The sequence below is a fragment of the Pseudomonas sp. MF7453 genome (assembly GCF_016405455.1).
In the GTDB taxonomy this organism is placed as follows: domain Bacteria; phylum Pseudomonadota; class Gammaproteobacteria; order Pseudomonadales; family Pseudomonadaceae; genus Aquipseudomonas; species Aquipseudomonas paralactis.
Genome location: NZ_JAEKCN010000001.1, coordinates 51,332 through 64,626, shown reverse-complemented (window position 1 = coordinate 64,626; position 13,295 = coordinate 51,332). Strand labels below are relative to the sequence as shown.

General features: G+C 60.5%; 15 protein-coding genes. All 15 read right to left on the bottom strand.

The window, feature by feature from the left end:
- Positions 1 to 7: 7 nt before the first annotated feature.
- On the bottom strand, positions 8 to 2,122 hold the full coding sequence (flhA, locus tag JFT63_RS00305) for a flagellar biosynthesis protein FlhA (protein WP_057700895.1): 2,115 nt from the start codon (positions 2,120 to 2,122) through the stop codon (positions 8 to 10).
- Positions 2,123 to 2,696: 574 nt separating this feature from the next.
- Complete coding sequence (locus JFT63_RS00300) at positions 2,697 to 2,900, bottom strand: cold-shock protein (RefSeq protein ID WP_186558448.1); 204 nt, start codon at positions 2,898 to 2,900, stop codon at positions 2,697 to 2,699.
- A 386-nt stretch (positions 2,901 to 3,286) separates the two neighbouring features.
- The gene (locus JFT63_RS00295) at positions 3,287 to 3,463 is read right to left on the bottom strand and encodes a cold-shock protein (protein ID WP_157243897.1); all 177 of its coding nucleotides are present in this window, start codon (positions 3,461 to 3,463) and stop codon (positions 3,287 to 3,289) included.
- Between the two features lie 205 nt (positions 3,464 to 3,668).
- Entirely contained in the window at positions 3,669 to 4,805 is a 1,137-nt protein-coding gene (flhB, locus tag JFT63_RS00290; protein ID WP_057700898.1) for a flagellar biosynthesis protein FlhB, read from the bottom strand.
- 3 nt (positions 4,806 to 4,808) lie between these two features.
- Positions 4,809 to 5,594, bottom strand: coding sequence for a flagellar biosynthetic protein FliR (fliR, locus tag JFT63_RS00285; RefSeq protein ID WP_057700899.1), 786 nt, complete (start codon positions 5,592 to 5,594; stop codon positions 4,809 to 4,811).
- 4 nt (positions 5,595 to 5,598) lie between these two features.
- Positions 5,599 to 5,868, bottom strand: coding sequence for a flagellar biosynthesis protein FliQ (fliQ, locus tag JFT63_RS00280; protein ID WP_003192936.1), 270 nt, complete (start codon positions 5,866 to 5,868; stop codon positions 5,599 to 5,601).
- Positions 5,869 to 5,872: 4 nt separating this feature from the next.
- Positions 5,873 to 6,616 carry a flagellar type III secretion system pore protein FliP gene (fliP, locus tag JFT63_RS00275; protein ID WP_057700900.1) on the bottom strand — a complete coding sequence of 248 codons (744 nt, stop codon included), beginning with the start codon at positions 6,614 to 6,616 and terminating at the stop codon, positions 5,873 to 5,875.
- Entirely contained in the window at positions 6,616 to 7,050 is a 435-nt protein-coding gene (gene fliO / locus JFT63_RS00270; RefSeq protein ID WP_186558446.1) for a flagellar biosynthetic protein FliO, read from the bottom strand. The genes fliP and fliO overlap by 1 nt, the downstream gene beginning before the upstream one ends.
- A gap of 1 nt (position 7,051) precedes the next feature.
- Positions 7,052 to 7,519, bottom strand: coding sequence for a flagellar motor switch protein FliN (gene fliN, locus JFT63_RS00265; protein WP_057700902.1), 468 nt, complete (start codon positions 7,517 to 7,519; stop codon positions 7,052 to 7,054).
- A 43-nt stretch (positions 7,520 to 7,562) separates the two neighbouring features.
- Positions 7,563 to 8,531: a flagellar motor switch protein FliM gene (fliM, locus tag JFT63_RS00260; RefSeq protein WP_005790068.1), complete on the bottom strand. Its 969-nt coding sequence runs from the start codon at positions 8,529 to 8,531 to the stop codon at positions 7,563 to 7,565.
- Between the two features lie 9 nt (positions 8,532 to 8,540).
- A complete protein-coding gene (gene fliL / locus JFT63_RS00255) occupies positions 8,541 to 9,041 on the bottom strand; it encodes a flagellar basal body-associated protein FliL (RefSeq protein ID WP_057700903.1) in 501 nt (166 codons plus the stop codon).
- Between the two features lie 210 nt (positions 9,042 to 9,251).
- A complete protein-coding gene (locus JFT63_RS00250; protein ID WP_198843165.1) occupies positions 9,252 to 10,565 on the bottom strand; it encodes a flagellar hook-length control protein FliK in 1,314 nt (437 codons plus the stop codon).
- Positions 10,566 to 10,727: 162 nt separating this feature from the next.
- The gene (locus JFT63_RS00245) at positions 10,728 to 11,081 is read right to left on the bottom strand and encodes an Hpt domain-containing protein (protein ID WP_057700905.1); all 354 of its coding nucleotides are present in this window, start codon (positions 11,079 to 11,081) and stop codon (positions 10,728 to 10,730) included.
- Positions 11,082 to 11,111: 30 nt separating this feature from the next.
- Positions 11,112 to 12,830, bottom strand: coding sequence for a SpoIIE family protein phosphatase (locus JFT63_RS00240; RefSeq protein WP_198843164.1), 1,719 nt, complete (start codon positions 12,828 to 12,830; stop codon positions 11,112 to 11,114).
- Positions 12,827 to 13,132 (bottom strand): STAS domain-containing protein, encoded by a 306-nt coding sequence (locus JFT63_RS00235; RefSeq protein WP_057700907.1) that lies wholly within the window; start codon positions 13,130 to 13,132, stop codon positions 12,827 to 12,829. The genes JFT63_RS00240 and JFT63_RS00235 overlap by 4 nt, the downstream gene beginning before the upstream one ends.
- Between the last annotated feature and the right edge of the window lie 163 nt (positions 13,133 to 13,295).

Below are 13,295 nucleotides of genomic sequence, written 5' to 3'. Positions count from 1 at the left end.
CACTACCTCAGCCATTGGGCCCAACTGTCGCGACGATAGTCACTTGCTTATTGTCAGGAATTTCCTGGTAAGCCAACACGTGCAAATTCGGTACAGCCAGGCGTCCAAACCGCGACAACATCGCCCGAACCGGGCCAGCCACCAGCAGAATCACCGGGTTGCCCTGCATTTCCTGGCGCTGTGCGGCGTCGATCAACGAACGCTGCAGTTTTTCAGCCATGCTCGGCTCCAGCAAAACACCCTCTTCCTGGCCTTGCCCTGCCTTCTGAATACTATTGAGCAATATTTGTTCCAACCTGGGTTCCAGGGTGATCACAGGCAGCTCGGACTCAATGCCTACAATGCTTTGCACGATGGCGCGCGACAATCCGACGCGCACCGCCGCCACCAGAGCGGCAGTATCTTGACTCTTGGCGGCATTGTTGGCGATGGCCTCGGCAATGCTGCGAATGTCACGCACCGGCACCTGTTCGGCCAACAGCGCTTGCAGCACCTTGAGCAATTGCGACAGTGACAACACGCCCGGCACCAGTTCTTCAGCCAGTTTTGGCGAAGACTTGGCCAGCAAGCCCATCAATTGCTGGACTTCCTCGTGGCCGATCAGCTCGTGGGAGTGTTTATAAAGAATCTGGTTGAGGTGCGTGGCGACCACAGTGCTGGCATCCACCACGGTGTAACCCAGCGATTGCGCCTGACTGCGCTGGCTGACTTCGATCCACACTGCTTCCAGGCCAAAAGCCGGATCTTTGGCGGTAATGCCGTTGAGCGTGCCGAATACCTGCCCGGGGTTGATCGCCAGTTCGCGGTCCGGGTAGATCTCGGCTTCGGCGAGGATCACGCCCATCAGGGTCAGGCGATAGGCGCTGGGGGCCAGGTCGAGGTTGTCGCGGATATGCACGGTGGGCATCAAAAAGCCCAGGTCCTGGGACAGCTTCTTGCGCACGCCCTTGATCCGCGCCAGCAGTTGCCCACCCTGGTTGCGATCTACGAGTGGGATCAGGCGGTAGCCGACTTCCAGACCGATCATGTCGATGGGCGTGACGTCGTCCCAACCCAGTTCTTTGGTTTCCTGGGCGCGGGCCGGGGATGGCAGCAGATCCTGCTGGCGGGCAATCTCTTGCTGGGCCTGGACCTTGACCGCGTTCTGCTTTTTCCAGAACAGGTAAGCCGCGCCGCCGGCCAGGGCCGCCATGCTCAGGAACGAGAAGTGGGGCATACCCGGCACAATGCCCATGATCGCCATGATACCCGCCGCCACGGCCAGGGCCTTGGGCGAAGCGAACATCTGGCGGCTGATCTGCTTGCCCATGTCTTCGGAGCCCGAAGCACGGGTAACCATGATGGCCGCCGCTGTGGATAACAACAGTGATGGCAATTGCGCCACTAAACCGTCACCGATGGTCAGCAAGGCGTACACCTTGCCCGCATCACCGAAGGTCATGCCGTGCTGGAAGATACCGACCGCCATGCCGCCAATCAGGTTGATAAACAGAATCAACAGGCCGGCGATGGCGTCGCCGCGCACAAATTTGCTGGCGCCGTCCATGGAGCCGTAGAACTCGGCTTCCTGAGCAACTTCGGCCCTGCGCGACTTGGCCTGGTTCTGGTCGATCAGGCCAGCATTGAGGTCGGCGTCGATGGCCATTTGCTTGCCAGGCATGGCATCCAGGGTAAACCGCGCGCTCACCTCGGAAATCCGCCCGGCGCCCTTGGTCACCACGACGAAGTTGATGATCATCAGGATCGCGAACACCACGATACCGACCACGTAGTTACCGCCGATCACCACCTCACCGAACGCCTGGATCACCTTACCGGCAGCGGCGTGGCCGTCCTGGCCGTGGAGCATCACCACCCGCGTGGAGGCCACGTTCAATGCCAGACGCAGCAGGGTCGCCACCAGCAGAATGGTGGGGAATACCGCAAAATCCAGCGGCCGCAGGGCGTACACGCACACCAGCAAGACCACGACAGACAGGGCAATGTTGAAGGTAAAGAACACGTCGAGCAGGAACGGCGGCATCGGCAACATCATCATTGCCAGCATCACCAGCAACAACAACGGCACACCCAGATTGCCCCGCGACAGATCAGTCAGGGTGCCACGGGCCGTGTTGAGCATTTGAGAGCGATCTACCACCGGTATTCCTCGGGTCCTTGAAGCAAAGTTTTGACGCTGGAGGGCGACTTGGAGGCGGGGTTGCAAGAAGCCTTCCAACTTTGCTTTTGGGGCGATTTTCGGGTGATAACCGATTCAAGTGTGGGAGCTGGCTTGCCTGCGATTGCGGTGTGTCAGCCACTGAGATATTGCTGTGAGTCAGCTATCGCAGGCAAGCCAGCTCCCACATTTGGATTTGTGTACATCGTGGATATCGAGGAAATTTCCGACATGGATTTGGGGTTGCCCCTAGGAAGTGTGATCTCTAGTCTCCGTACACCGCTGCAAACGCAGCGGACGGGCGTCGCGGCCCGGATTACCTAGGAGCAAAAGCACCATCTCCCTTTCAGTAAAAACTGGCTGATCGCCTGCACGTTGGCGCCGCAAGCGGCGGGTGACACGGTCAAAACTGTAGGAGGGGGCTTGCCCCCGATCGCGGTGTATCAGGCAATGGATTCATTGACTGAGCCACTGCTATCGGGGGCAAGCCCCCTCCCGCATTTGGACTGAGTTCTGTCTGGGGATGATTGGGTGCGCTTTAAATAGCCCGTATGTTCACAGCTTGCAGGCCTTTTTGACCTTGCACGATTTCAAACTCTACTCTTTGACCTTCATCCAGACTTTTATAACCCTGTACTTGGAGTGCCGAGTAATGGGCAAAAATATCCGCCCCGCCATCATCCGGAGTAATAAAACCAAACCCCTTCTCCGCGTTAAAAAACTTCACTGTGCCAGTTGCCATTGCCACTCTCCCTACACTTCATTTGAGACCCGATTCACTGGGGCTGTGCGGCTTGATAGGCAGCGCATAAATACCCTCGGGTCTATGGACCATTTGGAACTCCATGCGCTTGCCAAACCACAGCGCAGTGCAACGCCAGTCCCTGCCATTGATAAACACATCCTCTCCCCCGCCATCGGGTTTGATCAACCAATCGCCTCTGAGCCAGACGTAGTATCTGACCGTACCCGTAGCCACCTTCAAGACCACCCTCCCTGCATCTCGTTTACTACATACGCGCAGTACATGGTGAGTAATAAAACAGCGAGACGCGGCGCTTGGCTACTGTCAGAGTTGACAGGTAGACGCGCGCTTTAGATGGGTGGTAGTCAGGGCAGTATTGCGGATCATGCGTCCGCTGATTTTTTGCGCTTGCGCGGTTTGCGCAGCTTGGGAAGCGCTGGCGGGTCTTCCACGCATTTGACGTGCGTCGACTGAACGGCAACCTCGTTGCCATCGCGATCCCGGGCAATAAAGCCGATGCCTTTGACCGCATCGAACCACCTGACCGTACCCCTATCCATCACCGCCTCCCGAGCCGCGCACGGTTGCGCGCCTCATCGCTGTATCAGACAGTGAAGGCGGCGTAATGGCTACTGTCAAAGTTGACAGGTTGTAGGAGCGAGCTTGCTCGCGAAGGTGGGTAACGATAACGCGGGAAGTCAGGATGAACGCGGCGACGGGGAGTTTTTTCGCGAGCAAGCTCGCTCCTACAGTGAGCAGCAGCGTTCAGGAGTCGCGACGCAGGTCCGGCGGGATCGGCAGGTCTTTGAGCGGATCAGGCCGTTTGCCCTTGCCGGCGCGGTATTGGCGGATCTGGTAGACGTACGCCAATACCTGCGCCACCGCCAGGTACAACCCGGCGGGAATTTCCTGGTCCAGGTCAGTGGAATAGAAAATCGAGCGCGCCAACGCCGGCGATTCCAGCAACAGAATGTCGTTGGCCACGGCGATTTCGCGGATTTTCAACGCGGTGAAGTCGCTGCCCTTGGCCAGCAGCATCGGCGCGCCGCCCTTCTCCGGGTCGTACTTGAGGGCCACGGCGTAGTGGGTCGGGTTGGTGATGATCACATCGGCGTCGGGCACCGAGGCCATCATCTTGCGCTGGGACATTTCCCGCTGCAGTTGGCGGATGCGCTGCTTGACCTCGGGGCGGCCTTCCTGGTCCTTGTGTTCGTCGCGCACTTCCTGCTTGGTCATCAGCAGTTTCTTGTGGCTTTCCCACAGCTGGATCGGCGCATCTACGGCGGCGATCAGGATCAGCCCAAGCGCCATCCACAGCGCGCTCCAGCCCACCACTTGCACACTGTGGATGATCGCTGATTCCAGCGGCTCATGGGCGATGCGCAGCAAGTCGTCGATGTCGGACGACAACACCGCCAAGGCCACGAACAGAATCAGGAAAAACTTGGCCAGGGCCTTGAGCAATTCAATCAGGGCCTTGGCAGAGAACATGCGCTTGAGCCCCGCCCCCGGGTTCATGCGGCTGAACTTGGGCGCCATGCTGCCGGCGGCAAACAACCAGCCGCCGAGGGCGACCGGGCCGATCAGCGCGGCCAGCAGCAAGGTGATCAAGATCGGTTGCACCGCCAACAGGGCAATTTTGCCTGAGTGCAGCAGGTACTGGCCCATGGCATCGGGGTTGAGCAGCACTTCGCGGGGCAAGCTGAAGTTGTGCTTCATCATCTCCAGCAGGTCCAGCGCCAGGCCTCCTCCATAGATCAACAACGCCCCGGCACCGGCGATCATGGTGGCGAAGGTGTTGAGCTCTTTGGAGCGCGCGATTTCGCCCTTTTCCCTGGAGTCCTTTTTACGTTTCTCCGTGGGGTCTTCTGTTTTGTCCTGACCACTCTCGCTCTCGGCCATGGCTCAGCGCGCCCGTGCCAGATCACGTAAGAACTGCAAGGCATCGGTGGCCAGCGGTTGATACTGATTGAGAATGTCAGCCAGGCCGACCCAGAAAATCCCCATGCCCAACACCAGGGTCAGCGGAAAACCAATCGAGAAGATGTTCAGTTGCGGCGCCGCGCGGGTCATCACGCCGAACGCGATATTGACCACCAACAGCGCCGTGATCGCCGGCAACACCAGCAACAGCGCCGCGCCCAGTACCCAACCGAGGCGCCCCACCAGTTCCCAGAAATGGTTGACCACCAAACCCGAGCCCACCGGCAAGGTGGTGAAACTCTCGGTCAGCACTTCGAACGCCACCAGGTGACCGTTCATGGCCAGAAACAGCAAGGTCACCAGCATGGTCAGAAACTGCCCGATCACCGCCGCCGACACACCGTTGGTGGGGTCGACCATGGACGCGAAGCCCATGCCCATCTGGATCGAAATAATTTGCCCGGCCACCACAAATGCCTGGAAAAACAGGGTCAGGGAAAACCCCAGCATGGCGCCGATCAGGATCTGTTCGGCGATCAGCAGCAAGGCGCTCAGATCCAGTGCGTTGACCGGCGGCATCGGCGGCAAGCCCGGCACGATCACAACGGTGATCGCCACCGCGAAATACAGGCGCACACGACGCGGTACCAACGTGGTGCCAAACACCGGCATGGCCATCAACATCGCCGTGACGCGAAACAGCGGCAGGATGAACGAGGCTACCCAGGTGCTGATCTGGGTGTCGGTCAACGCCAGCAAGGACTGCATCGGCTCAGCCGATCAACTGCGGAATACTGCCGTACAACTGCAGGATGTATTCCATGAAGGTTTGCACCAGCCACGGGCCGGCGACAATCAATGTCACCAGCATCACCAGCAGGCGCGGCAGGAAGCTTAAGGTCTGTTCGTTGATCTGGGTGGCGGCCTGGAACATCGCCACCAACAGGCCGACCAACAGGCTGGGCACCACCAGCACGGCGACCATCAAGGTGGTCAGCCACAGCGCTTCGCGGAACAGGTCGACGGCAACTTCCGGGGTCATGGCCCTATACCCCCCCGAAACTGCCGGCCAGGGTGCCGATAATCAGCGCCCAGCCGTCCACCAGCACAAACAGCATAATCTTGAACGGCAGCGAGATGATCAACGGCGACAGCATCATCATACCCATGGCCATCAACACGCTCGCCACCACTAGGTCGATGATCAGGAACGGGATAAAGATCATGAAGCCGATCTGGAATGCAGTCTTCAATTCGGAGGTGACAAACGCCGGCACCAGAATGGTCAGCGGTGCCTGGTCCGGGGTGGCGATGTCGGTACGCTTGGACAGGCGCATGAACAGTTCAAGGTCGCTGGAGCGGGTCTGCGACAGCATGAAATCCTTGATCGGGCCTTGAGCCTTGTCGATCGCGTCCTGAGCGTTGAGCTTTTCTGCGAGGTAAGGCTGCAGGGCTTGCTGGTTCACCTTGTCGAACACCGGCGCCATGATGAACAGCGTCAGGAACAAGGCCATGCCGGTGAGGATCTGGTTCGACGGCGTCTGTTGCAGGCCCAGGGCCTGACGCAGGATCGAGAACACGATGATGATCCGCGTAAAGCTGGTCATCAGCATCACGAACGCCGGGATAAAACTCAGCGCGGTCATGATCAGCAGGATCTGCAAACTGACCGAATATTCCTGCGCGCCCGCCGCGTTGGTGCCCAGGGTGATCGCCGGGATCGACAACGGGTCGGCGCCCAGGGCCATCGGCGCGGCCAGCAACAGCATGAGCGTCAACAAAACGCGCATTACTTCTTATCCTTCTGATCCTTGCCCAGCAACTCCATCAGGCGCTGGGCGAATTCTGGCGTGGCGGTCTCGGTCTTGGCCGCGTCCACCGGAGTCTTGAGTACATGCAGCGGGGTGATGCGGCCGGGGGTGATGCCCAGCAGGATCTGCTCTTCGCCGACCTGCACCAGCACCAGCCGGTCCCGCGGGCCGAGGGCGCGCGAACCGACCAGCTCGATCACCTGGCCATTGCCCGGGCCGATGCGCTGTACGCGGCGCATCAGCCAGGCCAGCACAAAGATCAGGCCGATCACCAGTAACAGGCCCAGCACCAGCTGCGTCAGTTGCCCGCCGACGCTGCCGACCGCCGGGGCCGCAGCCGCCTGCGCGACCGGCTCCACCGCCAGGGCGCTCAATGGCAGCGCCAGCAACAGTCCCGCCATCGAGTATTTCATCTCAGCGCAACTTCTTGATGCGTTCGCTCGGGCTGATCACGTCGGTCAGGCGGATGCCGAACTTCTCGTTGACCACCACCACCTCGCCATGGGCAATCAGGGTGCCGTTGACCAGCACGTCCAATGGCTCGCCGGCCAGGCGGTCGAGCTCGATCACCGAGCCCTGGTTGAGTTGCAGCAGGTTGCGGATATTGATTTCGGTGCTGCCCACTTCCATGGAAATCGACACGGGGATGTCGAGAATCACATCCAGGTTGGGGCCGTCGAGGGTCACCGGGTCGTTGTTTTTCGGCACGCTGCCGAATTCTTCCATGGGCAGGCGCTTGCCGGCAGGCGCCGTGGCGGCGTCGGCGGCCAGCAGCGCGTCGATGTCGTCCTGGCCGACATCGCCGGTTTCTTCCAGGGCCGCGGCCCACTCGTCAGCCAGGGCCTGGTCTTCGGCGGAAGTGTTTTCGTGTTCGGTAGCCATTACATGTCCTCGGCGCAGCTAACAATCATAAATAGGGGATGCATCAACGTCGGTTGATCGGCTCAACCACTTGCAACGCCAGGTTGCCTTTGTGGGAACCGAGCTTGACCTTGAATGACGGCACGCCGTTGGCGCGCATGATCAGTTCTTCCGGCAGGTCGACAGGGATCACATCCCCGGGCTGCATGTGCAAAATATCGCGCAGGCGCAACTGTCGACGGGCGACGGTGGCGCTCAGCGGCACATCGACGTCCAGCAGGTCTTCGCGCAGGGCTTTGACCCAGCGCTCGTCCTGGTCGTCGAGGTCGGACTGGAAACCGGCATCGAGCATTTCGCGCACCGGCTCGATCATCGAGTACGGCATGGTCACGTGCAGGTCGCCGCCACCGCCATCGAGTTCGATGTGGAAGGTCGACACCACAATGGCTTCGCTGGGGCCGACGATGTTGGCCATGGCCGGGTTCACTTCCGAGTTGATGTACTCGAAATTGACTTCCATGATCGCTTGCCAGGCTTCCTTCAAGTCGATAAAGGCCTGTTCCAGCACCATACGTACGACACGCAGTTCGGTGGGGGTGAATTCACGCCCTTCGATCTTGGCGTGACGGCCGTCGCCGCCGAAGAAGTTGTCCACCAGCTTGAACACCAGTTTGGCGTCGAGGATGAACAGCGCCGTACCGCGCAGCGGCTTGATCTTGACCAGGTTGAGGCTGGTGGGCACGTACAACGAGTGCACGTATTCGCCGAACTTCATGACCTGCACGCCGCCCACCGCCACGTCCGCCGAACGGCGCAGCATGTTGAACATGCTGATACGGGTGTAGCGAGCGAAACGTTCGTTGATCATTTCCAGGGTCGGCATACGTCCACGGACGATGCGATCCTGGCTGGTCAGGTCATAACTTTTGACACTGCCGGGCTCGGCAGCCATTTCGGTCTGTACCAGACCATCGTCCACGCCATGCAACAGCGCGTCGATTTCATCCTGGGACAGCAGGTCTTGCACGGCCATGTCGTGATCCTACTGCAATACGAAGTTAGTGAAGAGCGCCTGCTCGACCACGACTTTGCCGAGTTCTTTCTGGGCCACTTCCTGCACGCTGGCAGTGACCTTCTGACGCAGCATTTCCTGGCCGACTGGGGTGGCCAGGCTGTCGAAGCTCTGCCCCGAGAACAGCATCACCAGGTTGTTGCGGATCACCGGCATATGCACTTTGAGGGCATCCAGGTCCGCCTGGTTGCGCGCCAGCAAGGTAATGCTCACTTGCAGGTAGCGCTGACGACCGTTGACGTTGTAATTGGCAACAAACGCCGGGAGCATCTGCTCGAAGATTGCCGGTTGCTTGACGTTAGTGGCGGTTTCGGCGGCGGGCGCCGGTGTGCTTGCACTGCGGTGCATGATGTACCAGGTGCCGCCAATCGAGGCACCGATAGCCAAAAGCAGGCCCAGCACAATCAACAGGATCAGCTTGAGCTTGCCTTTGCCTGCGGGGGGAGTTGCTGCGTCGTCGCTCTTCGCCATGCCAATAATCCGTCACTATTCGGGGATTCATAGATCTACGGGAAGGCAAGAGCAAGTGTTATGCCAGAGTTGGCCGAGGCGAAGGCAACCTAAATCAAATGTGGGAGCTGGCTTGCCTGCGATGGCGGTGGGTCAATGCACATGTGTGTCACTGATACACCGCCATCGCAGGCAAGCCAGCTCCCCCACTGACCGGGTTTGGACAGGACGTCAGGCGTAGTAGTCGACAGCGCTGGAGCCGATCACAGTCTGGGTCACCGGCGCGATTGCTTCGGCCACCTCCACCTGGCTGCCGCTGTCGCCACCACGTCCACCGTTGCCGCTGGCGCTCACGCCACGGGTGTGGGCCTGTTGTTGCTGCTGTTCCTGGCCTCGGGACTGGTCGGAGACGTTGACATCCACCTGCCCCATTCCCTGCTGGGCAAACATTTCACGCAGGCGGCCAGACTGGCTTTCCAGCGCTTCGCGCACCACCGCATGGCCGCTCATGAAATTGACCTGGGCTTGCTGGTCTGCCGTCATGTTGACCTTGATATCCAGACGCCCCAGCTCAGCCGGTTGCAACTGAATCTCGGCCGACTTGAGGTTGGCGCTGGAGAGGTACATCACGCGGTTGACCACCTCTTCGGTCCAGCCGCTCTGATGCATGGCCAGCGGCGCGTTGGCAACCGGCGGCAAGGCGTTGGCGGTTTTGGGCGTGGCGGCCTGGGTCAGCGCGGCGAGGCGGTTGGCGAAGTCGTCCACGCGGGTGTCACTGTTGGCGTTTTTGAGGTCCTTGAGGCCGTCATCGATCAACGCGCCGAAGGCCTTGTCGCCACCCTGGTCGGTGCTGTCCTTGGTGGCTTGCTGGTCGACCATCGTGGCCAGGCCGGCGGCAAAGTTCTGCGCGGCGGTCGGTTGATCCGTAGGGGCGGCGGCGCTTTTCTGCGGCGCCTGGCTGCTGGCCGACACGTGACCACCCTGCTCCATCGCCAGGCGCACAGCCGGCATGGCATCCAGGGGGTCGGCCTCTGGGTCGAAGGCAGGCTGTTGGGCCTCATCGACCACGGCAACCAGCGGCAGGGCCTTGGCGTCCTCATCAATAACCGCCGACGCTTGTACGGGCACCGCCACCGGCGTTACCGCAGCGATCACTGCGGGGTCGACAACAGGGTCTACCGCAGTTGGCTGCGCCAGGGCCGGATCGCCGGGTTTATCGCCCTCGGCGTCCGCGCTGGCATCGGGCTTGGCCGACGGCTTGGCAGGCAAGGGATTGCCGCTATCGGCAACCGCCGGCTTGCTGGCGGCAGGCTTGTCGCTGCCGGCAGCCGGTTTGGCGCCGGTATCGGAAGGCTTGTCACGCGTGACTTTATTGGGGGTCTCGTCACCCTTCAACGTCGGCTTGGAGCCTTGGTTGGCGAACACTTGCGCAAAGCCTGCGCCCTTGTCTCGCGGGGCTGCAGCCGCTACCGGCGGGTTGGCGGCCGGCGCGGAAGGCTTGGCCGCAGGGGCAGCCTGAAGGAGCGAATTAGGGGCGACTGGCATGGGTAAGGTTCTCCACTGCATGGGGTCGGGGATGCAGTCTGTGGAGATAGAGCAAGAGTCGGGCCAGGTTTGCAAAGTACCTGGAATATCAGATTCAAAGTAGGAGTGAGCTTGCTCGCGAAGCACCCAAAGGCAGTGCATTTACCCAGAAAGCACGCGTTATCATTGACGTTTTTCGCGAGCAAGCTCGCTCCTACACTCGTACAGCGGCTTGACCAGCGCAAACTCATGATCAATCTGATCAACCAGCGCGCCCAGGTCCGACGCAGCCTCAACGGCCTCGGTCTCCAGAAGCTGACACAACTGCGCCAACCGCACCGCCCCAAGGTTGCCGCTGCTGCCTTTGAAGCTATGGGCAATGCGCCCCAACGCCTTGGCGTCAGCCCCGGCCTTACGCAATTCTTCGACACGTTTTTGCGAGTCATCGAGGAAGGTGTCGAGCAACGTCGGGTACTCGCTCTCCATGACTTCCTGCAAGTCCGACAACACGTCGGGGTCCAGATGAATCTCAGCCACTTGCTCGCTCCTTGATCAAGAATCGGCGGATTATGCCAGAGCTTCCCAGCAAAACTCTACGCAGACACGGCGCCCGCCTTCAGACCAGCGTACAACGCTGCTTAGTTGACGCACCAGGTTCAAGCCTCGCCCAGACAGACGGTCAATATCCAGGGGCCTTGCCAGCTCCTGCTCGACGTCAAAACCCGGCCCGCTGTCTTCGACACACAAGGTCAACTTGCCGCCCCTGTCGGTCGGTACCACCTGCACATCCACGCGCACGTACCCACTGCTCAGCTGCGCCAGACGCTCATTGCGCTGATGATAATACTGCGCAAAACCTTGCGCATCGCGCTTGAGCCGTGAGTCCAGGCCCAGCACACCATGCTCCAGGGCGTTGGAATACAACTCGGCCATCACGCTGTAGAGCGACCCGCTCTGCTCACGCAGCCCATGGATCTCCAGCAGCAGTTGCAGCAGGTACGGCAACGGGTTGTAGCGCTGCAGCGTCTGAGCGCGAAACTCGAAACTCACCGACCAATCCAGCGGGCATGACTGGCCGCTGTCGGCATACATCGGCTCGGCCACCCGCGGCGCCTGGCCGGACAGCAGGGTGATCTCAACCATGCTGACATCATCACGCGCGCGCCCGCGAAACGCCGCCAGCGCCTGCTCGATATCCTCAAATAGACGGTCGGGCTCGCGGTTGGCGGCGAACACTTGCTGCAAGCGCTCGGCACCGAACAGTTGATCATTGGCGTCAGCAGTATCCAGCACGCCATCGGAGAGCAGGAACACCCGGTCGCCCAGGGCCATGGGCCAGACCTCGGTGCTGTCATCGAAGCTTTCCGTCGACAGCACGCCCAGGGGCAGATGCCGCGACATCAGCGGTGTGCGCTTGCCGGTGGCCACCTCATGCACATAGCCTTCAGGCATACCGCCGTTCCACACCTCAACTGCACGGCGCTGAGCACTCAGGCACAACAAGGTGGCGCAACAGAACATGTCCACCGGCAGGATGCGTTTGAGCTTGGCGTTCATTTCCCGCAGCGTCTGCGTCAGGCCGTAGCCCTTGGCGGTCATGCCGTAGAACACTTCGGCAAGCGGCATGGCGCCGATGGCGGCCGGCAAGCCATGGCCGGTGAAGTCGCCTAGCAGCACATGCATGTCGCCGGACGGCGTATAGGCCGCCAGCAGCAGATCACCGTTGAACAATGCATAGGGCGATTGCAGGTAGCGGATATTGGGCGCCGCATTGATACAACCGGAGTGGGCAACCTTGTCGAACACCGCCTTGGCTGCCCGCTGCTCATGCATCAGGTGCTCGTGGTGCCTGGCGATCAGGTCGCGCTGTTGCAATACCGTGGCTTGCAGGCGGCGCAGGCGATCCATGGCGTTGATCTTCGCCGCCAGGATCAAGGGGTTATAGGGTTTGGGCAGGAAGTCATCGCCACCGGCGTCCAGGCACTGGGCCAGGGCTTCGCTTTCGCGCAGCGACGTGAGGAAGATGATCGGCACCAGCGCCTCCCCCGCCAGTTGCTTGATCTGCCGTGCGGCTTCAAAGCCGTCCATGACCGGCATCAGTGCGTCCATCAACACCAGTTGCGGACGCTCGCGGGCAAACACCTCAATCGCTTCGGCACCATTGCTGGCAGTCAGCACCTGATGGCCCTGGCGACGGATGATGGTGGACAGCAACAGCCGATCGGCGGCGCTGTCTTCGGCGATCAGGATAGTCAGTGCCTCAAGGACCGGGGCCAAGGCGCTCAACGGATGTGGAACAGTTTGTCGAAGTTGGAGATGGCGAGGATCTTGCGCACATCGGAGTTGCTGTTGATCACCTGCACTTGGGCTTTATCACCACCGGCATGGTCACGCAGCAGCAGGAGCATACCCAGGGCGGAGCTGTCCATGTAGGTGGCTTCTTTCAAGTCCACCACGTAGACCTCGGGCACCTTGTAGAAACGCTCGTAGGACTCCCGAAACGCATGGTGACTGCCGAAATCGAACCGGCCCTTGATTGCGATCGTCAACTTCTTCCCATCCAGGGATACTTCTGACGCTATGAGCATGTGACGGCTTCCTTGTCATTGGCACTGTGCAACAAGGTGTAGCAGCTGAACCGCATCTGAGCAACACAGTCAATCGACTGTGGGAGCTGGCTTGCCTGCGATGGCAGCGTGTCAGCCACTGAATCTTTAACTGAACCTCCGCTTTCGCAGGCAAGCCAGCTCC

Coding starts and splice junctions, on each gene's coding strand:
- fliQ (WP_003192936.1), bottom strand. CDS start 5,868: ATGACCCCGGAAGTTGCCGTCGACCTGTTCCGCGAAGCGCTGTGGCTG.
- flhB (WP_057700898.1), bottom strand. CDS start 4,805: ATGGCCGAGAGCGAGAGTGGTCAGGACAAAACAGAAGACCCCACGGAG.
- fliO (WP_186558446.1), bottom strand. CDS start 7,050: ATGAAATACTCGATGGCGGGACTGTTGCTGGCGCTGCCATTGAGCGCC.
- fliL (WP_057700903.1), bottom strand. CDS start 9,041: ATGGCGAAGAGCGACGACGCAGCAACTCCCCCCGCAGGCAAAGGCAAG.
- flhA (WP_057700895.1), bottom strand. CDS start 2,122: ATGCTCAACACGGCCCGTGGCACCCTGACTGATCTGTCGCGGGGCAAT.
- JFT63_RS00235 (WP_057700907.1), bottom strand. CDS start 13,132: ATGCTCATAGCGTCAGAAGTATCCCTGGATGGGAAGAAGTTGACGATC.
- JFT63_RS00295 (WP_157243897.1), bottom strand. CDS start 3,463: ATGGATAGGGGTACGGTCAGGTGGTTCGATGCGGTCAAAGGCATCGGC.
- JFT63_RS00250 (WP_198843165.1), bottom strand. CDS start 10,565: ATGCCAGTCGCCCCTAATTCGCTCCTTCAGGCTGCCCCTGCGGCCAAG.
- JFT63_RS00300 (WP_186558448.1), bottom strand. CDS start 2,900: ATGGCAACTGGCACAGTGAAGTTTTTTAACGCGGAGAAGGGGTTTGGT.
- fliP (WP_057700900.1), bottom strand. CDS start 6,616: ATGCGCGTTTTGTTGACGCTCATGCTGTTGCTGGCCGCGCCGATGGCC.
- fliN (WP_057700902.1), bottom strand. CDS start 7,519: ATGGCTACCGAACACGAAAACACTTCCGCCGAAGACCAGGCCCTGGCT.
- fliM (WP_005790068.1), bottom strand. CDS start 8,531: ATGGCCGTGCAAGACCTGCTGTCCCAGGATGAAATCGACGCGCTGTTG.
- fliR (WP_057700899.1), bottom strand. CDS start 5,594: ATGCAGTCCTTGCTGGCGTTGACCGACACCCAGATCAGCACCTGGGTA.